At 55.0% G+C, this 20,307-nt stretch carries 20 protein-coding genes and 1 pseudogene; 6 read left to right on the top strand and 15 right to left on the bottom strand.

All coding sequences use genetic code 11. The annotated features are described in order from the left end of the window. Positions 1-18: 18 nt before the first annotated feature. Positions 19-489 carry a GNAT family N-acetyltransferase gene (locus HMPREF3119_RS10680; RefSeq protein WP_046024758.1) on the bottom strand — a complete coding sequence of 157 codons (471 nt, stop codon included), beginning with the start codon at positions 487-489 and terminating at the stop codon, positions 19-21. Positions 490-880: 391 nt separating this feature from the next. Between HMPREF3119_RS10680 and HMPREF3119_RS10685 the strand changes: the two genes are divergently transcribed. Further along, positions 881-1,384, top strand: coding sequence for a tetratricopeptide repeat protein (locus HMPREF3119_RS10685; RefSeq protein ID WP_256389894.1), 504 nt, complete (start codon positions 881-883; stop codon positions 1,382-1,384). Here HMPREF3119_RS10685 and livF read toward each other — a convergent pair. From livF to HMPREF3119_RS10710, 5 genes are read right to left on the bottom strand one after another with little or no spacing between them, the layout of a single operon-like run. Next, on the bottom strand, positions 1,369-2,070 hold the full coding sequence (gene livF / locus HMPREF3119_RS10690; RefSeq protein WP_036423974.1) for a high-affinity branched-chain amino acid ABC transporter ATP-binding protein LivF: 702 nt from the start codon (positions 2,068-2,070) through the stop codon (positions 1,369-1,371). The genes HMPREF3119_RS10685 and livF overlap by 16 nt on opposite strands. Next, positions 2,070-2,840: a high-affinity branched-chain amino acid ABC transporter ATP-binding protein LivG gene (livG, locus tag HMPREF3119_RS10695; protein WP_004240561.1), complete on the bottom strand. Its 771-nt coding sequence runs from the start codon at positions 2,838-2,840 to the stop codon at positions 2,070-2,072. The genes livF and livG overlap by 1 nt, the downstream gene beginning before the upstream one ends. Beyond that, positions 2,837-4,120 carry a high-affinity branched-chain amino acid ABC transporter permease LivM gene (locus tag HMPREF3119_RS10700; protein WP_004236260.1) on the bottom strand — a complete coding sequence of 428 codons (1,284 nt, stop codon included), beginning with the start codon at positions 4,118-4,120 and terminating at the stop codon, positions 2,837-2,839. The genes livG and HMPREF3119_RS10700 overlap by 4 nt, the downstream gene beginning before the upstream one ends. After that, positions 4,117-5,043 (bottom strand): high-affinity branched-chain amino acid ABC transporter permease LivH, encoded by a 927-nt coding sequence (livH, locus tag HMPREF3119_RS10705; protein WP_004236259.1) that lies wholly within the window; start codon positions 5,041-5,043, stop codon positions 4,117-4,119. The genes HMPREF3119_RS10700 and livH overlap by 4 nt, the downstream gene beginning before the upstream one ends. A 47-nt stretch (positions 5,044-5,090) precedes the next feature. Beyond that, positions 5,091-6,203 carry a branched-chain amino acid ABC transporter substrate-binding protein gene (locus tag HMPREF3119_RS10710; protein ID WP_004236258.1) on the bottom strand — a complete coding sequence of 371 codons (1,113 nt, stop codon included), beginning with the start codon at positions 6,201-6,203 and terminating at the stop codon, positions 5,091-5,093. 629 nt (positions 6,204-6,832) lie between these two features. On the opposite strand from HMPREF3119_RS10710, the gene HMPREF3119_RS19400 reads away from it, so the two are divergent. Beyond that, entirely contained in the window at positions 6,833-6,994 is a 162-nt protein-coding gene (locus HMPREF3119_RS19400) for a hypothetical protein (protein ID WP_155275483.1), read from the top strand. Positions 6,995-7,199: 205 nt separating this feature from the next. Here HMPREF3119_RS19400 and HMPREF3119_RS10720 read toward each other — a convergent pair whose 3' ends face one another. From HMPREF3119_RS10720 to ftsY, 8 genes and pseudogenes are all read right to left on the bottom strand, one after another. Continuing rightward, positions 7,200-8,336 (bottom strand): glycerate kinase, encoded by a 1,137-nt coding sequence (locus HMPREF3119_RS10720; protein ID WP_004240568.1) that lies wholly within the window; start codon positions 8,334-8,336, stop codon positions 7,200-7,202. A gap of 12 nt (positions 8,337-8,348) precedes the next feature. After that, positions 8,349-9,617, bottom strand: a complete 1,269-nt coding sequence (locus tag HMPREF3119_RS10725) for a GntP family permease (RefSeq protein ID WP_004236255.1) — start codon at positions 9,615-9,617, stop codon at positions 8,349-8,351. A gap of 134 nt (positions 9,618-9,751) precedes the next feature. After that, positions 9,752-10,874: pseudogene (locus tag HMPREF3119_RS20015) on the bottom strand (sugar diacid recognition domain-containing protein). A gap of 1 nt (position 10,875) precedes the next feature. Then, the gene (locus tag HMPREF3119_RS10735) at positions 10,876-11,121 is read right to left on the bottom strand and encodes a Pathogenicity locus (protein ID WP_070579676.1); all 246 of its coding nucleotides are present in this window, start codon (positions 11,119-11,121) and stop codon (positions 10,876-10,878) included. Positions 11,122-11,196: 75 nt separating this feature from the next. Then, entirely contained in the window at positions 11,197-12,051 is an 855-nt protein-coding gene (gene rpoH / locus HMPREF3119_RS10740; RefSeq protein WP_004236252.1) for an RNA polymerase sigma factor RpoH, read from the bottom strand. A gap of 170 nt (positions 12,052-12,221) precedes the next feature. After that, complete coding sequence (ftsX, locus tag HMPREF3119_RS10745) at positions 12,222-13,193, bottom strand: permease-like cell division protein FtsX (RefSeq protein WP_004236251.1); 972 nt, start codon at positions 13,191-13,193, stop codon at positions 12,222-12,224. Continuing rightward, positions 13,186-13,851: a cell division ATP-binding protein FtsE gene (gene ftsE, locus HMPREF3119_RS10750; RefSeq protein WP_004236250.1), complete on the bottom strand. Its 666-nt coding sequence runs from the start codon at positions 13,849-13,851 to the stop codon at positions 13,186-13,188. The genes ftsX and ftsE overlap by 8 nt, the downstream gene beginning before the upstream one ends. 6 nt (positions 13,852-13,857) lie before the next feature. Further along, complete coding sequence (gene ftsY, locus HMPREF3119_RS10755) at positions 13,858-15,492, bottom strand: signal recognition particle-docking protein FtsY (RefSeq protein WP_070579711.1); 1,635 nt, start codon at positions 15,490-15,492, stop codon at positions 13,858-13,860. Between the two features lie 269 nt (positions 15,493-15,761). Between ftsY and rsmD the strand changes: the two genes are divergently transcribed. Together rsmD and HMPREF3119_RS10765 are read left to right on the top strand one after the other, a co-directional pair. Further along, positions 15,762-16,370, top strand: coding sequence for a 16S rRNA (guanine(966)-N(2))-methyltransferase (gene rsmD / locus HMPREF3119_RS10760; RefSeq protein WP_004236246.1), 609 nt, complete (start codon positions 15,762-15,764; stop codon positions 16,368-16,370). Next, positions 16,361-16,648, top strand: coding sequence for a DUF1145 family protein (locus HMPREF3119_RS10765; RefSeq protein WP_004236245.1), 288 nt, complete (start codon positions 16,361-16,363; stop codon positions 16,646-16,648). The genes rsmD and HMPREF3119_RS10765 overlap by 10 nt, the downstream gene beginning before the upstream one ends. Here HMPREF3119_RS10765 and HMPREF3119_RS10770 read toward each other — a convergent pair whose 3' ends face one another. Beyond that, on the bottom strand, positions 16,649-17,002 hold the full coding sequence (locus HMPREF3119_RS10770) for a DUF2500 domain-containing protein (RefSeq protein WP_004236243.1): 354 nt from the start codon (positions 17,000-17,002) through the stop codon (positions 16,649-16,651). It lies immediately after the preceding gene. 105 nt (positions 17,003-17,107) lie between these two features. Here HMPREF3119_RS10770 and HMPREF3119_RS10775 point away from each other — a divergent pair, with 105 nt between their 5' ends. Both HMPREF3119_RS10775 and HMPREF3119_RS10780 read left to right on the top strand, forming a co-directional pair. After that, the gene (locus tag HMPREF3119_RS10775) at positions 17,108-17,740 is read left to right on the top strand and encodes a lysoplasmalogenase (RefSeq protein WP_004236242.1); all 633 of its coding nucleotides are present in this window, start codon (positions 17,108-17,110) and stop codon (positions 17,738-17,740) included. A gap of 140 nt (positions 17,741-17,880) precedes the next feature. Then, positions 17,881-20,286 carry a zinc/cadmium/mercury/lead-transporting ATPase gene (locus HMPREF3119_RS10780; RefSeq protein WP_070579678.1) on the top strand — a complete coding sequence of 802 codons (2,406 nt, stop codon included), beginning with the start codon at positions 17,881-17,883 and terminating at the stop codon, positions 20,284-20,286. Positions 20,287-20,307 lie beyond the last annotated feature (21 nt).

Raw genomic sequence — 20,307 nt, forward strand, 5'->3', positions numbered from 1 at the left:
CGTAAACCCGCCCTGTTATCAAAGATCCAGATGGAAAAACTGATTATGTTCACCGGTCTGATAATCACCAAACGCCGATCCGGCCTGAAAACCGCAGCGCCGGTACAGTGCCAGTGCCGGTTCAAAATCCGGATGGCAGCCGGTCTCCAGGCTCAGGCACGTCATGCCGCTCTGTTTTGCCTGTGCAATAATATGCAGTAACAGCAGTTTACCCGCTCCTTTGCCGCGAAAATCCGGGTGAGCCCGCATTGATTTTATTTCGCCCTGTGCGGCGGAAATTTGTTTCAGCGCCCCGACCGCTGCGATACGGTCACCGGCCCATACACTCCAGACACGGATGTTATCCGCCCGCAGGCCGTTTTTACCGAGCGCGTAAACGTGCTCCTGCGGCGTATTCTGTGCCATCCCCTGTAAATGCAGAGCAATCAGTGCGCCGGTTTGTGGTGAGGATAAATCATCCGTTTTTATTACAAAATTATATTCAGTCATCAGTGCCTCTTATCGCTGCAAACGGGAAAGCCCCGGCTGTCAGTTATCATTGTTGCAATAATCATTCCGCTTTTGCTGCCCGCCGGATCCGCCGGTTTCCGTTGCGGAAAATACCGCCCTGCACCATTGCAGTGCACCATCAGAGAGCATCCGCCCATAAATACGTAGTCCCGGACTGATTTACCCGGACTTATCCGCCCCTTACACTGATCACGTTCAGGGCGTAATATCCGCAGGAAAATCAATAACAGGATGTGTAATAAAAACCGCTATAACCGCAGGACTCCTGTTTGCTGTACTGTTTGCCGCCGCCCCGCTTCAGGCAAAACAGGCAGCAATACAGCAGATCGAAGCCAGAGCACTGAGCGGCAATATTACTGCTCAGATAACGCTGGCCGATACCTTCCGCGCAAAACAGGATATTGTGCAGGCCAAATACTGGTACCGGAAGGCGGCAGAGCAGAACAATCCTTATGCCCAGAATGAGCCGGGAAAACTGATCCTGCTCAGCGATCAGTCCGTGACAGCATTACAGGAAGCCAGAGTCTGGTTCGAGAAAGCCGCATCACAGAATCAGCCGGATGCGCTTTATCAGCCGGGGGTGATGTATTATCGCGGAAAAGGTTGTGAACGCGGTGATTGCGCCATTGCCCGGAGTTTTTATGAGAGAGCGGCAGCACAGTCACACGGCTCCGCTCAGTTTTACCTCGCGATGATGTATCTCCGGGGACACGGCGTGGCGCAGGATTACGAAAAAGGTGTGGCACTGATGAAAGCCTCCTGTGAAAACGGTGAGCCGGAAGCCTGCCCGTGGGTCAGAAATCTGACAGAAAATGAGGACAAATTCCGTCAGATTTTTTCCGGAAAACCGTCATCCGATCAGCCGCCCAGATAGGCACTCCTGACCGCTTCATTCACCAACAGTGCCTGACCGGTATCCTCCAGTACGACCCGCCCGTTTTCAAGCACATAACCTCTGTCTGCCAGTTTCAGCGCCTGGTTGGCATTCTGTTCGACCAGGAAGATAGTCATACCCGCATCACGCAGTTCACGGATGGTATCGAAAATCTGCATGATGATAATCGGCGCCAGCCCGAGGGACGGTTCATCCAGCAGTAACAACTGAGGACTGCTCATCAGCGCACGGCCGATAGCCAGCATCTGCTGCTCACCGCCGGACATGGTACCCGCCCGCTGATGGCGGCGCTCCTGAAGCCTCGGGAAAAGCTCATATACCTGAGCAATCCGTGCCTGATACTGCGTTTTGGATGCAAAAAATCCGCCCATGGCCAGATTCTCTTCCACCGTCATCCGCCCGAACACCCGCCGCCCTTCCGGCACCAGTGCAATGTCTTTGCGCATGATCTGCGCCGTCGGCAGTGCCGTGATATTCTCCCCGAGGTAGCGGATCTCGCCGGTGGTCGCCCGCGGCTCCCCGCACAGCGTGCTGAGCAGCGTGGTTTTCCCCGCACCGTTCGCGCCGATCAGGGTGACTATTTCCCCTTTACGCACCGACAGGCTGACTTCATGCAGCGCCTGAATTTTGCCGTACTGCGCGGAGACATTATTAAATTCCAGCATCAGTATGCCTCCCCCAAATACGCGCGGATCACGTCCGGGTGGTTGCGGATCGCCGCCGGGGTGCCGCTTGCCAGCGGCGTTCCCTGGTTCACCACATAGATCCGGTCTGAAATTCCCATCACCAGTTTCATATCATGTTCGATCAGCAGGACAGACACGCCGTGCTCCGCCCGCAGTTCCGCGATCAGTGCATCCAGATCGTCCGTTTCTTTCGGGTTCAGCCCGGCCGCCGGTTCATCCAGCATCAGAATATCCGGCCGGGTCACCATACAGCGGGCGATTTCCAGCCGCCGCTGCTGACCATACGCCAGGTTACCTGCCTGCCGGTTTGCCAGTGACGTCAGCCCGATTCTGTCCAGCCACATCACTGCGCGTTCCGTGGCTTCGCGCTGATCACGGCGGAATGAAGGCAGCGTCAGCAGCCCGGCGAGTAATCCGCTTTTATGATGCTGATGCTGTGCCACCAGCAGGTTTTCAATCACCGTCATTTCCCGGAATAAACGTACATGCTGGAAGGTGCGGATCATGCCGAGACGGGCAATCGCCTGTCCGGATAATCCCTGTACCGGTTTTCCGCGCAGCAGGATCTGCCCGTCCGCCGGTTTGTAGAAGCCGGTCAGGCAGTTAAAGATCGTGGTTTTTCCCGCGCCGTTGGGGCCGATCAGAGAGACGATTTCGCCCCGGTTCAGTTCCAGCGACACATTGTTCACCGCCAGCAACCCGCCGAAACGCATGGTCAGGCCGGAGACCTGCAATAAGGTATCGGTCATTGCGCACCTCCGGTTTTTTCCGCATCCGTTGTGCTGACTTTCAGGTGCGGGCGCGATACCGGGAGTAATCCCTGCGGCCGCCAGACCATCATCAGCACCATCAGCGCCCCGAGCAACAGCATGCTGTAAGCATTCAGATCGCGCATCATTTCCCGGGAAACCACCAGGATAACGGCGGCCAGAATGACAGAGGTTTGTGAGCCCATACCGCCCAGTACCACCACGGCCAGCACAAAGGCCGATTCTGTGAAGGTAAAGGATTCCGGGCTGATAAAGCCCTGACGGGCGGCAAATAAGGTTCCCGCCACCCCGGCAAAGGCCGCACTGATAGTGAATGCCGTCAGTTTAATACGTGTCGGGCTGAGCCCCAGCGAACGGCAGGCGATTTCATCCTCACGCAGTGCTTCCCACGCCCGGCCCAGCGGCATCCTCAGTAACCGGCTGATAATAAACAGTGTTGCCAGTACCAGCAGCAATGCGACCAAATACAGGAAAATAATACGATCGCCCGGATCATACGCCAGGCCGAAGAAATTATGGAACGTATCCCAGCCGCCCTCTTTGGCGGTCCGGCTGAACTCCAGCCCGAACAGGGTCGGTTTCGGGATCTGACTGATGCCGTTCGGCCCGCCGGTAAACTCCGTATTATTCAGCAGCAGAATACGGACAATTTCCCCGAAGCCGAGTGTCACAATCGCCAGGTAATCCCCGCGCAACCGCAGCACCGGGAAGCCGAGCAGCAGCCCGGACAGCGCCGCGGCAATACCGGCCAGCGGCAGACTCTGCCAGAACCCCCAGCCGAAATAGTGGTTCATCAGCCCGTAAGTGTAGGCACCGATGGCGTAGAATCCGGCGTAGCCCAGCACCAGAAGGCCGGACAGCCCGACCACCACATTCAGCCCGAGGCCGAGCATCACATAGATAAGGGTTAAGGTGGCGATATCCACACTGCCGCGTGACACCATAAACGGCCAGATAATGGCAGCGAGAATAATCAGCCCGGCAATAATTTTCTGCGTATTGGTGGAACCGTCAAAACCCGGCAATGAGCAGCTGCTTTTCGGCAGACGCGCCGTCAGTTTTTTCAGTGACGGGCGCACCAGCTGAAAAATAAAGACAATCACACAGCCGGTACCGATCCACTCCCAGCGGACAGCATCGGCGTTGCGGACAATCAGACGGGTGCCATCGAGGGACAATTGCAGCCCCATCATCACGGAGGCCAGCACAAACAGCGTTGCGGTGGCGACAATGGCGTTGATCCAGTGAGATTTAGTCATACCTTTTCAACCTCCGGACGCCCGAGGATCCCGGTCGGCATCACCAGTAACACAAGGATAAGCAAGCCGAATGAAACCACATCTTTATATTCCGTACTGAAATAGGCGGAGGTCATGGCTTCTGATACGCCGAGGATCACCCCGCCGATCATCGCCCCCGGAATACTGCCGATCCCGCCGAGAACCGCTGCGGTAAAGGCTTTCATCCCGGCCATAAAGCCGATGTACGGGTTGATCACGCCGTAAAACTGCCCCAGCAGCACCCCGGCCACCGCCGCCATCGCCGCACCGATCACAAAGGTCAGTGCAATCACGCGATCGGTGTTGATCCCGAGTAAACCGGCCATTTTCAGATCTTCCGCACAGGCACGGCAGGCGCGTCCCATCCGTGAGTAACGGATAAAGAGGGTCAGCGCCAGCATTGCCAGCACCGTCACCACCCAGATAGTGATCTGCATGGCAGAAACCGTGGCCGAGAAACCGCCGCTCTCCCCGAAGGTCCAGCGGCCGTTAATCAGCCCGGGCAGCGCGAGATCGCGGGAGCCCTGGGAAAGACTGACAAAGTTTTGCAGAAAAATGGACATCCCGATCGCCGAAATCAGGGCAATCAGTCGTTTTGAGTGACGGACGGGCCGGTAAGCGACCCGTTCGATACTCCAGCCATAGGCACTGGCAATAATTATCGCTGTAATAAATGCAGCGGTAATTAACAACCAGCCGACATCAATCCCCAGCATCATCAGCCCGGCAATCACAATAAACGAGACGTAACTGCCGATCATATACACTTCGCCGTGGGCAAAGTTAATCATACCGATAATGCCGTACACCATGGTGTAACCGATGGCGATCAGGGCATAGGTGCTTCCCAGCGTTAATCCGTTCAGCAATTGCTGCGTAAAATATAATAATTGTTCTGACATAGCGCACTCCCCTGAAACACACTGCCCGCATCAGTCACCGCTGCGGATCAGTTCAGCGGTGATGAGGTTCCGTCTTTGTGCCATTCAAATACGCCGAACTCGAAACCTTTCAGATCCCCGTTTGGTGTCCAGCTCAGTTCGCCCATTACGGTGTCAACCGGTTTGCCTTTCAGATCAGCGGCCAGATCCGCTGGTTCCATGCTGCCGCTGCGCTGCATCGCGGTAGTCAGGGACTGTAATGCCGCATAGGTTGTCCAGACGAACGGCCCGGTGGAATCCAGTTTCTTCGCCGCCAGGGCATCCACCACCGGTTTGTTGGCAGGAACCTGGTCATAGCGTTTCGGCAGCGTCACCAGCATGCCTTCGGATGCGTCACCGGCAATGTTGGAGAGTGAGGAGTTACCCACGCCTTCCGGTCCCATAAAGCGGATATTCAGCCCCGCCTGTTTTGCCTGGCGTAAAATCTGTCCCATTTCCGGGTAGTAGCCGCCGAAATAGACAAAATCGACATTATCTTTCTTCAGGCGCGCCACCAGCGCGGAGAAATCTTTATCACCCGCCGTCACCCCTTCAAACAGCACTTCTTTCACTCCGGCTTTGTTCAGATTGTCTTTCACGGAACGCGCCAGGCCTTCACCGTACTGCTGTTTGTCATGCACCACGGCAATGCGCTGCGGTTTCACTTTTTCGAGGATATATTTTGCTGCGGTCGGGCCCTGGTCAGAATCCAGGCCGGTGGTACGCATGATCAGGTTGTAACCGCGCGTGGTTAAATCCGCATTGGTTGCCGCCGGGGTGATCATCAGGATCCCTTCATCCTCATAAATATCTGACGCAGGTTGTGTGGAGGAGGAGCAGAGGTGCCCGATCACATAGCGCATGCCGTCATTAATCACTTTGTTGGCGACCGCCACCGCCTGTTTCGGGTCACAGGCATCATCGTATTCAGTGATCACCAGTTTATTGCCGTTAATCCCGCCTTTGGCGTTGATATCCTCAACCGCCTGACGGGCGCCGGTAAACTCCATGTCACCGTATTGTGCGACCGGTCCGGACATTGCGCCCACCACCGCAACTTTAATATCTTCAGCGTACGCCGCTGCACTTAATGCACAGGATACAGCTCCGGCAATGATTGCCATTTTCATTGTTTTTTTCATCAGAACATCCCCATCGGTTAGCTTTGCAGTGACCGGACGGTCAGCATGTGCGGTATTTTCGGAATTCCGTTATAATGAGTCGTATTACATTAATTAATTCTTTATTTTCAGTTCATTAAACAGGATTTTTATTCTGAAAAGCAAATCAGAAAAGGAGATTATTGCATCATTAACAGGATAATATCCGGTTGCAATCGGGTGTTTTTTCGGCAAAAAACAGTGTTATAAACTGGTTAATGATTCGTTAAGGATAACTTAATGCGGAAATTCACCGCCGGAAAAATAGTTTTCCCCACTATTCCGATAGCAATTATCTCTCTTTATTATTAGATTCATCCGGCGAAGTATTAACCCGTTATCTGATTCAGTTTACTGATTGATTTATCCTGATCCGGGTTTTCTGTTCACTATGACTGATGGAATGGTCCGCGACATGAATAAACTAACGGGCATGCTCCTGCTCACTTTTACGCTGCCGCTGACCGCTGCGGCCGCCCCCCGGCCGCTGTGATGATGCGGCACAGGATATTAACCGGCAAAATACATTTATTATTACCGGCGCGAAATATTACGGGCCGGTAAAATCAATCACTATCACGTCTTACCACCCGATGGGGCTTATCCTGTGGGTGAAAGAAAAACTGCACTTCGGTCCGTGCAGCAATCTGACACAATATGATTATGAATACCGGGAAATGGCGATAGAAGAAGGTCAGGTGCCGATTACGATTACGCAAACCACGCAGATCGTGCCGGAAAAACCGGATCGTCAGCCTGACAGAATCCTATAAAACAATACCGGATAACCAATCCCGGCAATCAGAAACCCGCTACCGCTATCAGAATAACCGGCTGGTTTCGCCTACACCTGCTATAAATGGGATCTGTACGGAAACTGTGAATTACAAACCATGATCAAGGCCATTCAGCTGGAAGGCTCCGCCGCCATTCAAAGCAGCGGGATCACGCCGGAATCCCGCTACGAATATTACTGATTTATCCTATTTTCATCGCCAGTACAGCAGCGATATTGCGGGCAGCCACTTCAATATTAACCGCCGCCTGTGCCAGTGCCTCATCCAGAGAGCAAATCCGCGGGATCACGGAGAACACGGCATCAATACCGTGCTCATGCACGACGGCATAGTCGTCACTCATCCCGCCTGCCAGCGCAATCACCGGAATTCCCCGTGCTTTTGCAGCTTTCGCCACACCCGCCGGGGTTTTTCCCTGAATCGTCTGGCTGTCCATCCGTCCTTCCCCGGTGATCACCAGGTCGGCATCTTTCACCACCGAGTTCAGATCCAGTGTTTCGATCACCATCTCAATTCCCGGCTGCATCCGCGCATCAAGCCATGCCATCAAAGGAACGCCCATGCCGCCGGCTGCTCCGGCCCCCGCGACATCACTCAGTGATTTACCGGTCAGGGATTCAATCACCTCCCCGTAGTGACGCAGCGCCGCATCCAGTTCGCTGACAATCGCCGGTGTCGCGCCTTTCTGCGGCCCGAAGGTGGCGGATGCTCCTTTCGGCCCGCACAGCGGATTATTCACATCACAGGCCACCACAAACTCTGTTTTCGCCAGACGCGGATCCAGCCCGGATAGATCCGCGGAAGCCAGTTTTGCCAGCGCACTGCCGCCGAACGGCAGTGAATTCCCCTGTTCATCGCGGAATACCACCCCCAGCGCCTGCATCATCCCGGCACCACCGTCATTGGTGGCACTGCCGCCGATGCCGAGGATTATTTTCTCCGCGCCGTCATCCAGTGCTGCCAGGATAAGTTCCCCGGTGCCGAAGGTGGTGGTCACACGCGGATCCCGCTGTGCAGGAGGTACCAGATGTAACCCGGAAGCTGCGGCCATCTCAATAATGGCCGTTTTACCGTCACCGGACAGCCCGTAAAACCCGGTCACTTTATTCCCCAGCGGGGCCGTAACTTCGGTTTCTTTCAGTGTTCCCTGTGTGGCTTCAATAATGGAGACCACTGTGCCCTCGCCACCGTCCGCCATCGGCAACTTGATGTACTGCGCATCCGGGAAAACGGTTCTGAAACCCGCTTCCACCGCATCGGCGACCTGAAGGGCGGTCAGACTCTCTTTAAATGAATCCGGAGCAATCACTATTTTCATACTTAATTCCTTTTACCCGCCAAACCCGAAGACACCGAAAATCAGTGTGGAGACAATAGCGATCACCAGACCCACCATGGTTTCGTAAGGCAGTAATTTCAGACGCTCATGAACCTGCATATTGACACTGCCGCCGGTCGCATGGAAGAAGCTGCCGTGCGGCATCTGGTCGAGCACCACCGCACCGGCGTGGATCATCGCCGCCCCGGCCAGCGCACTCACACCCAGATCAAGCAGCGTGGAGCTGAATACCGCAGACGCCACCGCCGTACCTGCTGTGGTGGACGCGGTTGCCATTGACATCAGTGCCCCGGAAATCGGTGCCAGCAGATAGGATGGCAGACCGGACGCCGTCAGGCCGTTAATTAACACATCCTTCAGGCCGGAGTTGGCGATAATCCCCGCCAGGGTTCCGGTCCCCAGCAGCATAATCGCCACCGGTGCCATCCGGCTCAGCCCGGAGGTAATAAAGTGGTTGGACTGACGGATACGCCCCATAATCAGCGCACCGGCCAGGCCGCCGACCGGCAGCGCGATCAGCGGGTCAATGCTGATACCGGCGATCGGACGCAGTGACAGCAGAAAAATAGCTACCAGCGGTGCACTCATCGCTGCCCAAAATCCCGGCAATCTGCCGTCATGGTGAGCCGCAATCAGCTCTTCCTGTGTCACTTTTGAACCACGGTGAACCAGACGTTTCGCCAGAAAATATGCCACGATCAGCCCGAAAATACCCGGGATAATCCCCGCCGCCATCAGTGATGTCAGCGGCACGTTAAAGTTATCTGCCGCCGCAATGGTGTTCGGGTTCGGTGACATCACGTTACCCGCTTTACCGCCGCCGATCATCGCCAGCAGAATCGCCATTTTGGACAGATCCGCGCGGTGCGCAATCGCCAGTGCAATCGGTGAAACCGTAATAACCGCCACGTCGATAAACACACCGACGGCTGTCAGTAACAGAGTGGCTACCGCCAGCGCCAGCAGCGCCCGCTTCTCACCCACTTTGCGGACAATGGTTTCCGCAATAGTATTTGCCGCACCGGACTCAATCAGTACCCCCGCCAGCACACCCGCCGCCAGAATACGCAGCACCGCGTTAGTGATCCCCTGGGCACCGGTCACCATCAGTGTCACCGTCTGCACCAGATCCGCGCCGCCGACCAATCCTCCGGCCAGTGCCCCCGCCATCATCCCGTATACCGGCGGTACTTTTTTCAGTATTAACCCTATCGCCACGACCAGCGCAACCATTGCGCCCAAAGCTGAAACAGTCACCATGTGCAGACTCCTGCTGTAGTTATGATTATTCGGACAGAACAGGATGCATTATGGCGGCAGCCATCAGCTTAAGCTTGAGAGGTTCCGACAAAAAAGAACGGGCTGAAACCGCGTATTTTGTACAAACGTACAAATCACAGATCAGTCAGAATACCGAAATAAAGCTGAATCATTGATTCTAATCTATTGATATTTAAGCCAGTAATCGATTCAACACGCTGAAGGCGGTAACGGAGGGTATTTGTGTGAATATGCAGCGTTTTTGTGGTTTGAGACAGATCACAATTCTGATCAAAATAGGTCTTCAGGGTATGACACAACACACGGCGGCTGTCCGCCGCTTTCAGTTTCTGCCAGACAGAAGCCAGTTCAGCGGCCTGCCAGCTATCCTGAAATCCCTGTAACAGCGCGGGTAATTTGACTTCATCATAAAAAATGGTTTTCTGGCGGCTGTACGCCGGGGTCTGCCCCAGTTGCTGCACAGCGCAGGCACTCTGCCAGGAGCGGTGCAGGCCATTGTGTCCGTGAAAAAAACCGCCGACATACATCAGCAGATCCCGGCAGCTGGCGGCGCAGTGCCTGTAACTACTTCTGCACCGGAGAGAGCGGCTGAAAATCCGCATCACAGGCCACCGGTTTCAGTACCACCAGGGAATTTATTCCCCGGATACTGACCAGCAGATCCATTTTCAGATTATCAATATAGTCCACCAGACGGTGAAACTGCTCGTGATCAGGCGCTGGCAGTGCGAGGATCAGGGCAATACGGGGTTTATCGGGGGAGATCCCGAGATAGGCGGCGATGGATTTTACTGACTGCGGCTGCTGCTCCGGGCTTATCAGCTGGCTGACCAGCTCATCACGGTAACGGCGATCCCACTGGGATTTCTCCAGCAGATCGGCCTGCTCCAGCACCAACTCCGCCGCCATGCGCACCAGTTCGGCGTAGTTGCGCACTTCATCCGGTTTGCCGGAAATCCCGACCACACCCACCATGGTATCGCGGAAAATCACCGGCAGATTAATGCCCGGTTTCACGCCTTTCAGCGTGGCAGCGGTGGCTTCATCAATTTCCACAATCCGGTTTTCTGTCAGCGCCAGCACCGCGCCCTCGTGACGCTGATTGACCCGCTGCGGGTCACCGGAAGCGATAATCACGCCCTGTGCGTTCATCACATTCACGGAGTAACTGAGGATTTGCATCGCCCGCTGAACAATCAGCCGGGCGGTGCGCTGATCGAGCTGAACCGGTGTCATATCAGGACGGATTCTGTGCCTGGCGTGCTGCCGCTATGGCAGACTCAATGGCTTTTCTGGCCAGCGGACTGTTGCGCCAGCAGGTGGAGCCGGTGAGTGCCGCACCTGCACTCAGCAGGGATTGGGCATCTGCAGCAGCAAGCTGATTAAGGTCTGAGAAACCCATCTGCTCAAGGCGTTCGATAACTTTCGTGCCCACGCCCTTTACCGCCAGTAAAACTACCTTGTCTTCAGACGAAAAAGCCATAATATCCCCGTCAGTGATTATCAGAAAATACTATGGCTACCATAACAGATTGCGGCGGAAACGGGAGCATTGTTATCAGCCCTCAATCGCCTCGCGCAGTTTTTTCATGGCATTTTTTTCCAGCTGACGGACGCGCTCTGCAGAAACGCCGTATTTATCCGCCAGTTCCTGGAGGGTGGTTTTGCTGTCATCATCCAGCCAGCGGGCACGGATAATGTCACGGCTGCGCTCATCCAGTGAATCAATCGCCAGGGTGAGTTTGTCCGTGGCGTGGTTATCCCAGTTATCTTCCTCGATTTCATCCGCGAAATCAGAGGATTTATCTTCCAGGAACAGTGCCGGTGCCACCACAGGGTGATCGCCGTCGTCGTCATCGGACATATCAAATGCCATGTCCTGCGCCGCCATGCGGGATTCCATTTCCAGCACATCTTTGCTGGTTACCCCCAGCTCTTTCGCCACCATTTCCACTTCGTCCTGGTTAAACCAGCCCAGACGTTTTTTGGATTTGCGCAGATTAAAAAACAGTTTGCGCTGTGCTTTGGTGGTGGCGATTTTAACGATGCGCCAGTTGCGCAGCACATACTCATGAATTTCAGCTTTGATCCAGTGAACCGCAAACGACACCAGGCGCACACCCATTTCCGGGTTAAAACGGCGCACCGCTTTCATCAGCCCGATATTGCCTTCCTGGATAAGATCCGCCTGAGGCAGGCCATAACCTGAATAACTGCGGGCGACATGGATAACAAACCGCAGATGCGACATGATCAGTTTTTTCGCGGCCTCAAGGTCGCCGTCATAATACAGACGCTCAGCCAGCTCTTTTTCTTCTTCGGCTGTCAGCATCGGATACTGGTTAGCTGCCCGGATATAGGCCTCAATGCTCCCTTGCGGAACTAAAACAGGGAATTGCGTATCTTTAGTCATTCAGTCCTCAGTACAAATAAAAATGACGTCGGCAGACGGTAATGGTGAATAGTGTACAACACAGGACAGAGTTACGCCTATCACTTAGTGCCGGCGTTGTCATTTGGTTGAATGTAAACCGGTGATGCGGGATACCCGGCGGGATAATGCCCCGCCGGATAGTGAGACAGTTACTGCGGCATAAAATTCCGTAAATGGCGGACCGTTGCCAGCCAGGCGGCAACCCAGCCAATCATACCTGACACCAGCACAATCAGCAGTGCTTCGTCCCAGTCCAGCCCGGTCAGTGCAAATGTGGTGCCGAAAATTTTGGACACATCGGTCACAACATCACCCAGTTTCCAGACCAGCAGAGAGGATAACACCAGTGACAATATTGCGCCGAACGCCCCGAGCAGCATGCCGCCGTTGAGGAACGGACGCAGAATAAAGCCGTCTGTCGCGCCGATCAGTTTCATCACATTGATGGTTTCGCGGCGGCTGAAAATATTGAGCCGCACGCTGTTGCCAATCACCAGGAACAGGGCCACAACCATCAGCACCCCGATCAGCGAGGCAATCTGCCCCACCAGGCCGGTCAGTGCCGCCAGCCGGGCAAACCAGCTGTCATCCATCCGCACCTCATCAATCCCGGACAGTGCCGTGACACGATCACGCAGGGTGGAGAGCGTTTCGCTGCTCTGCATATCCACTTTCGGTGTGACGATAGCCACTGCCGGCAGCGGGTTTTCTTCCAGCATATCCAGCGCGGTACTGAATCCGGACCAGGCGCGGAATTCGGTTATCGCCTGGTCGCGGGAGAGATAATTAACGCTCTCCACGCCGTCGAGCGCTTTCAGCTCGTCCGCCAGTTTCTGACCGCCCTGTTCATCCAGACCTTTATCCAGATAAACGGTCAGTTGCGGGGTCGGATACCACTGTTCCGCCGCATGGCTGACGTTTTTCCAGACGATATAAAAGACACTCGGCAGTGTCAGGGAGATTGCAATCACCATCACTGTCAGCAGTGTTGACAGCGGCTGGCGCAGCATATCGCCCAGCGTGTTTACCCACGCATGCCGCCACTGTTCCCGCCAGCCGCCTTTCAGCGCTTTGGCTTTGGACGGCATTTTTTTTACGGGTTTACGCGGTTGTTTAGCCATGATGACCTCCCGCCATGCGTCCCTGACTCAGCGTCAGCACGCGGTAATTACGCCGTTCAATCAGCATGATATCGTGTGTTGCCATCAGTACGGTGACACCCACACGGTTAAACTCTTCAAACAGCCGTAAAATCCCTTCAGACAGCTCGCTGTCCAGGTTACCGGTCGGTTCATCCGCCAGCAGCACCATCGGTTTATTGACCACCGCACGGGCAATGCCCACGCGCTGCTGTTCACCGCCGGAGAGCTGGACCGGGAAGTTACGGGCCTTATCCAGCAGACCGACTTTATCCAGCGCGGCACTGACGCGGCGGCGGATATCTTCCGGACTGGCACCGGCAATGATCAGCGGCATCGCCACATTGTCATATACCGTGCGATCCAGCAGCAGATGGTGATCCTGAAAAATCATGCCGATTTGGCGGCGCAGGAAAGGCACTTCACGGTTTTTCAGACGGCTGATGTTGTGGCCGTCAAATAAAATGGTGCCGTCACTGGGTCGCTCAATCCCACAAATCAGTTTCAGCAGGGTACTCTTCCCTGCGCCGGAATGGCCGGTCAGGAAGACCATCTCCGCCGGGCGGATATGGAAATCCACCCCCTGGAGCGCCTGACGGCCGCCTAAATAGGCTTTACTGACGTGTTCAAAGCGAATCATGGATGATTAATCCTCCCGGGCAAAAAGTGCCTCAATAAAATCACCGGCTTTGAAAGGACGCAGATCTTCAATACCTTCACCCACCCCGATATACCGGATAGGAATACCGAACTGGTCTGCAATGGCAAAGATCACACCGCCTTTCGCCGTTCCGTCAAGTTTGGTCAGAGTCAGCCCGGTCAGGCCGACCGCTTCATTAAAGAGACGCGCCTGGCTGACAGCGTTCTGTCCGGTACTGGCATCTAATGTCAGCATAATCTCATGCGGGGCATCTTCATCAAGTTTCTTCATCACCCGCACGATTTTCTTGAGCTCTTCCATCAGGTGCGCTTTGTTCTGCAGACGCCCTGCGGTGTCCGCAATCAGCACATCCACCCCTTTGGCTTTGGCGGACTGAATGGCATCAAAAATCACCGAGGCCGGATCCGCGCCGGTGTGCTGTGCCACCACCGGGATATTGTTGCGCTCGCCCCAGACCTGGAGCTGTTCCACCGCAGCTGCACGGAAGGTATCTCCGGCAGCCAGCATGACAGATTTACCCTGAGCCTGATACTGACGCGCCATTTTACCGATGGTGGTGGTTTTACCGACACCATTGACGCCGACCATCAGGATCACATACGGTTTTTTATCTTCAATTTCCAGCGGCTTATCGACTGTTGCCAGGATCTCGCCCATCTCTTCGCGCAGTTTAACGAATAAGGCTTCCGCATCTTTCAGATCACGGCGGCTGGCATGCTGAGTCAGACTGGTGATGATCTTGCGGGTGGTTTCCACACCGACATCGGCCACCAGCAATTGTTCTTCCAGCTCTTCAAACAGATCGTCATCGATCTTTTTGCCACGGAAGATCCCGAAGAAACCGGAGCCGATATTCTCACGGGTGCGCACCAGGCTGCGTTTCAGACGGGCAAAGAACCCTTCTTTTGCCGGTCTTTCCTGCGTGTCCGCCGGTGCCGGAGATTCATTTTCAACCAGTGCCGCGTCCTGTGCTTCCGCTTCGGCTTCCGCGAGACGGCGGGCTTCTTCCTCCTGCGCAAGACGCTGTTCTTCGGCCAGACGCGCCTGTTCAGCGGCTTCGGCATCACGCTGTTTCTGCTCTTGTGCTAAACGCTGCTGCTCTGCGGCCTGTTCTTCGGCCAGACGTTTTTCTTCCGCGATACGCTGCTGTTTCGCGGCTTCCGCGTCACGCAGTGCCTGCTCTTTCAGACGGCGCTGTTCTTCTTCCACACGCTGCTGCTCTGCAGCCTGCGCTTCCGCCTGACGTCTTTCTTCTGCCAGACGCTGCTGTTTCGCGGCTTCCGCATCACGACGGGCCTGTTCTTCTGCCTGACGAGCCTGTTCCGCTGCCTCTGCATCACGGCGGGCCTGCTCTTCGGCTAAACGCGCCTGTTCAGCCGCTTCTTCATCACGACGGGCCTGTTCTTCGGCTAAACGCGCCTGTTCAGCCGCTTCTTCATCACGACGGGCCTGTTCTTCGGCTAAACGCGCCTGTTCAGCCGCCTCTGCATCACGGCGGACCTGTTCTTCGGCTAAATGTGCCTGTTCTTCCTGAGCCGCCTGTTCCTGCTGCGCCTGTTCATCTTCTTTACGGCCAAAACCCAGCCAGGAAAAAAAACCTTTTTTCTTCTCTTTTGCCACAGCCACTATACTCCTTGCATACTGCCACCCGTCACCTTCCGGCACGGTATGTCCGGAAAATCCTGAGCAGATATGGCGTCTTTATCATCATTAGTTGCAAATCAGACGCAGTCTATCATTTCACAGGATGGTTGCGCATCGGCTTTCCGTAATTTCATATTAAATTTAAACGAATTTTTACAAAACCTGCGTATAATATTCCGCTGTTTTCCCGTCTGTTATTCATATTTCTGAATTAATAATTTCAGAATTAATAAGTTACGAAGGTTATGGTTAAAAAAGCTCAAACCGCACCACAAGGGCAGATCCGCATTATCGCCGGTCTCTGGCGCGGACGTAAACTGCCGGTTCTGACACATGACGGCCTGCGCCCGACCACTGATCGCGTGCGCGAAACCCTGTTTAACTGGCTGATGCCGGTGATTAACGGCGCGCGCTGTCTTGATGCGTTTGCAGGCAGCGGCGCACTCGGTTTTGAGGCACTTTCCCGCTATGCCTCCGCCGTGACATTTACAGAACTCAACCGCGCCGTTGCAGCTCAGATCAGCGCCAATGCCCGTCTGCTCAAATGTGAACAGGCCACTGTCGTTAATCAGAGCGCCCTGCAGTTTCTGGCACAGCCAGGAACGCCGTTTGATGTGGTGTTTCTCGACCCGCCGTTCCGTAAAGGGCTGCTTCAGGAAACCGTTGATTTACTGGAGCAGAATAACTGGCTCAGCCCGGAAGCAATGATCTACATTGAAGCCGAGGCGGAATCAGACACACTGGTTGTTCCGGGTAACTGGGTGTGCCACCGGGAGAAGGTGGCCGGCCAGGTTGCGTATCGTCTTTATCTGCGTCAGACGCAGACGACTGAACAGGAGTCCGTATGTTCCTGATTAATATTGGCCGCATACTGATGCTGGCCGTCTGGGGTTTTCTGATTTTCAGCCTGGTGCATCCGTTCCCGAAACCGCTGAATATCTTTATGCATATCGCCACCTTTTTTATGGTGGTGATGCACGGGCTGCTGATGTCGCTGTTCAATGCCGGTCAGCCGCAGGATAAGAAACTGACAGCCGCCGGTAAAGTACGTGTCTTTTTATTCGGTGTGTTTGAACTGCTCGCCCTGCTGCGCCGCCAGCAGGCAGAACTGAAAGATCAGGATAAACCCTGATCAACGCAGCGGCTCATAACGGATAAACCGCGTCCCCTGCATTGACAGCGTTCCGCGTGAATGCAGGGTAATCTCTTTATATTCATCCTCTTTGATGTACACCACAATGGTTTTCCCCGACAGCGGCGTGAAATGCACCTCATAACGGAAGGTTTCCGGGAAAACCACATCCCGCTCACGGGAACGCATATTCGGGTACGGATAATCCTTTTTCTCTGTCACCGTGACCTGATATGTCACCACCGCAGAATGGTCATTTATCTCATTTTGTTTGCGCTGTTCAAAGAAGCGGCGGGTCGCCAGGATAATAATCAAAGCGGCGACAATAAAACCTAACAAACCGAATTTGTTCATGAGTATGGTTGTTTTCCTGCAATCTGGTTGATCGTGTTCTGTAAATACGGGATATTATCAAATATTCAGGTGTTAATCGCCATCAACATACCTCAAGGACACCCTATGAATTGGCCATTTATTGCTGTACTTTTTTCCGGCTGGCTCTATATCGACGCCGCCTACCGGGGACCAAACTGGCAGCGCTGGGTTTTCCGTCCCGTCACCCTGCTGCTGTTGCTGCTGTGGGCGTGGAGCGGGGATTACGGGCTGGATATCTCCGGGTATCTGGTGTGTGTCGGGCTGTTAGTGGCCATTGTCTCCGATACCATCCGCCTGGTTGCTGATAATAAAATCGACCTGTCACTGTATACCAGTGCCGTGTTTTATCTGCTCTATGCCCTGAGCTTCGCCCTGCTCAATAATTTCACCTTCTATATTCCGCTGATGATTGCCGTGCCGGTGATTGCCATCGCGGTACTCGCGCTGCTCTGGTACAAACTCGGCGATCATAAAGTACCGGTGCTGACGGCGCTGCTCAGTGCGCTGGTGATGGGCTGGCTTGCCGGAGAGCAGTTCTTCGGGCTGGGTACCGATTACAACTTCTCCCTGATGATCGGGGCATTCTGTCTGGTGCTGAACCTGATCCTGTGGCTGATTAACCGCTTCCTGTTTACCTTTAAACTGGCCAAAGCGGTGTATTCCACCTTCTATTTCCTCGGGCATTTCCTGATTGTCCGCGCTATCACGCTGATGTAATTCTGCCCCTGACAACAGGAGCGCACAATTTGCCAATAATTATGCGCCCCTGTTGTTGACTCTGGAGTAGACTCCAATGTGTACACTTCCTGTTAATGAGAAAAATTAACATCAACTCACCGTTGAACAGGGAGGTGTTTATGCACCCGAACAAAGAACATCATGAGCATACTCATACCAGCAACTGCTGCGGCAGCAAATCTGCCTGCACCACCGGCGGAAAAAGTGAGTCACAGGCTCATCAGTCACACGACCATACCGCACACGATCACAGTGAGCATGAACATCCGGAACACGACGACGATGAGTCCCGTGCGCATGGTCATGCCCCGCACGATCATGCGCATTCTGAACATGACCATGACCACGCCGGTCATGAACACGCACACGGCAGCTGCTGTTCACACGATCACGCCGCCCCGGATGATACCGCACTGCCTGAATTAAGCGGCAGCCAGCGTTACAACTGGCAGGTGGAAGGGATGGACTGCCCGAGCTGTGCGCGCAAGATTGAAACTGCCGTTCTGAAAATTGCGGCGGTCACCCAGGCAAAAGTGATGTTTGCCACCGAAAAACTGGTGGTGGATGCCGCCGGGGATGTCCGCGCGGATGTGACCAGTGCTGTTCAGCAGGCCGGATTTGTCCTCTGGGATCTGAACGGCAGCAGTGCCGCACCGAAGAAAAAAGAAGAGCAGAGCCTGCTGAAACAGGCAACGCCGATGCTGATTCTGGCGGTGCTGATTGCCCTCAGCTACGCGCTGGAGTTTGTGAACCCGGAGTTCGGCAAATACGCCTTTATCGCCTCAACGCTGATCGGGCTGTTCCCGATCGCCAAAAGCTCGCTGCGTCTTATCCGCTCCGGCACCCCGTTTGCGATTGAAACGCTGATGACGGTCGCGGCAGTCGGCGCCATAATTATCGGCGCCACTGAAGAAGCGGCCATGGTTATCCTGCTGTTCCTGCTGGGCGAAATGCTGGAATCCTATGCGGCAGGCCGTGCACGGCGGGGAGTCAGCGCGCTGATGGCGCTGGTGCCGGAAGATGCGGTGGTGATTAAGGACAGGCAGAAAGTATCCGTGCCGGTTGCACAGCTGCGTCCCGGCGACATTATTGAAATCGCACCTGGCGGACGCCTGCCGACAGATGCCGAACTTCTCAGTGAGTTTGCCAGCTTTGACGAAAGCGCCCTGACCGGGGAATCCGTCCCGGTTGAGCGGGCACAGGGTGAAAAAGTGGCTGCCGGTTCGCTGTCAGTGGATCGCGCAGTGCAGATGAAAGTGGTCTCCGAGCAGGGTCAGAACGCCATCGACCGTATTCTGACACTGATTGAGGAAGCGGAAGAGCGCCGTGCACCAATCGAGCGCTTTATCGACCGTTTCAGCCGCTACTATACGCCGATGATTATGCTGTTCTCCGCCCTGGTGATTGTTATTCCGCCGCTGTTTATGGGCCAGGAATGGTATCCGTGGATCTACCGTGGTCTGACACTGCTGCTGATTGGTTGTCCGTGTGCACTGGTAATTTCCACCCCTGCGGCTATCACCTCCGCGCTGGCCGCCGCCACCCGCCGTGGTGCGCTGATCAAAGGCGGTGCCGCACTGGAGCAGCTGGGTACCGTGACCACTGTCGCGCTGGATAAAACCGGTACGCTGACAGAGGGTAAACCGCAGGTGACTGATATTGTTGCCCTGAATAACCACAGTGATGCGGATGTGCTGACGTTTGCCTCCGCCGTGGAAAGCGGGTCACATCACCCGTTAGCCAAAGCGATTCTGGAGCGCACTGAAGCTCTGGGGCTGACTATCACCGAAGCGGAAAACCGTAAAGCCCATGCCGGTAAAGGGGTTGAAGGTGAACTCAGCGGTGTGACCATCCTGGTCAGCGCACCGGGTAAACTGGCAGACGGCCTGCTGACCGATGCCGCTGCAGCAGAAGTGACCCGGCTGGAAAATGAAGGGAAAACGGTCGTTGCTGTGGTTGCAGGTAACCGGCTAACCGGACTTATCGCCATGCAGGATACGCTGCGCAGTGATGCCATTGAAGCCATCAGCCAGCTGAAAGCGATGGGTGTCAGCGCCGTGATGCTGACCGGGGATAACCCGCGTGCAGCCGCTGCTATCGCCGGTACCATCGGCATGGATTTCCGTGCCGGACTGATGCCGGAAGATAAAGTCAAAGCGGTGATGGCGCTGAATAATGAACATCACACCATGATGGTCGGCGACGGTATCAATGATGCCCCGGCAATGAAAGCAGCCAGTATCGGGGTTGCCATGGGCAGCGGGACCGATGTGGCACTGGAAACCGCCGATGCCGCACTGACTCACAACCGCCTGACCGGCATTGCCGAAGTGATCACGCTGTCGCGGGCCACCCGTAAGATTATCCGCGAGAACATTACTATCGCTCTGGGTCTGAAAGCCGTGTTCCTGGTCACCACCCTGATGGGGCTGACCGGCCTGTGGGTTGCGGTTCTGGCTGACTCCGGTGCGACCGCACTGGTGACCGCCAACGCTGTCCGCCTGCTGCGGGTCATGAAAAAATAACCACGGGTTACTGACTGAAAA

The sequence above is a fragment of the Morganella sp. HMSC11D09 genome (genome assembly GCF_001807955.1).
Taxonomy (GTDB): domain Bacteria; phylum Pseudomonadota; class Gammaproteobacteria; order Enterobacterales; family Enterobacteriaceae; genus Morganella; species Morganella morganii.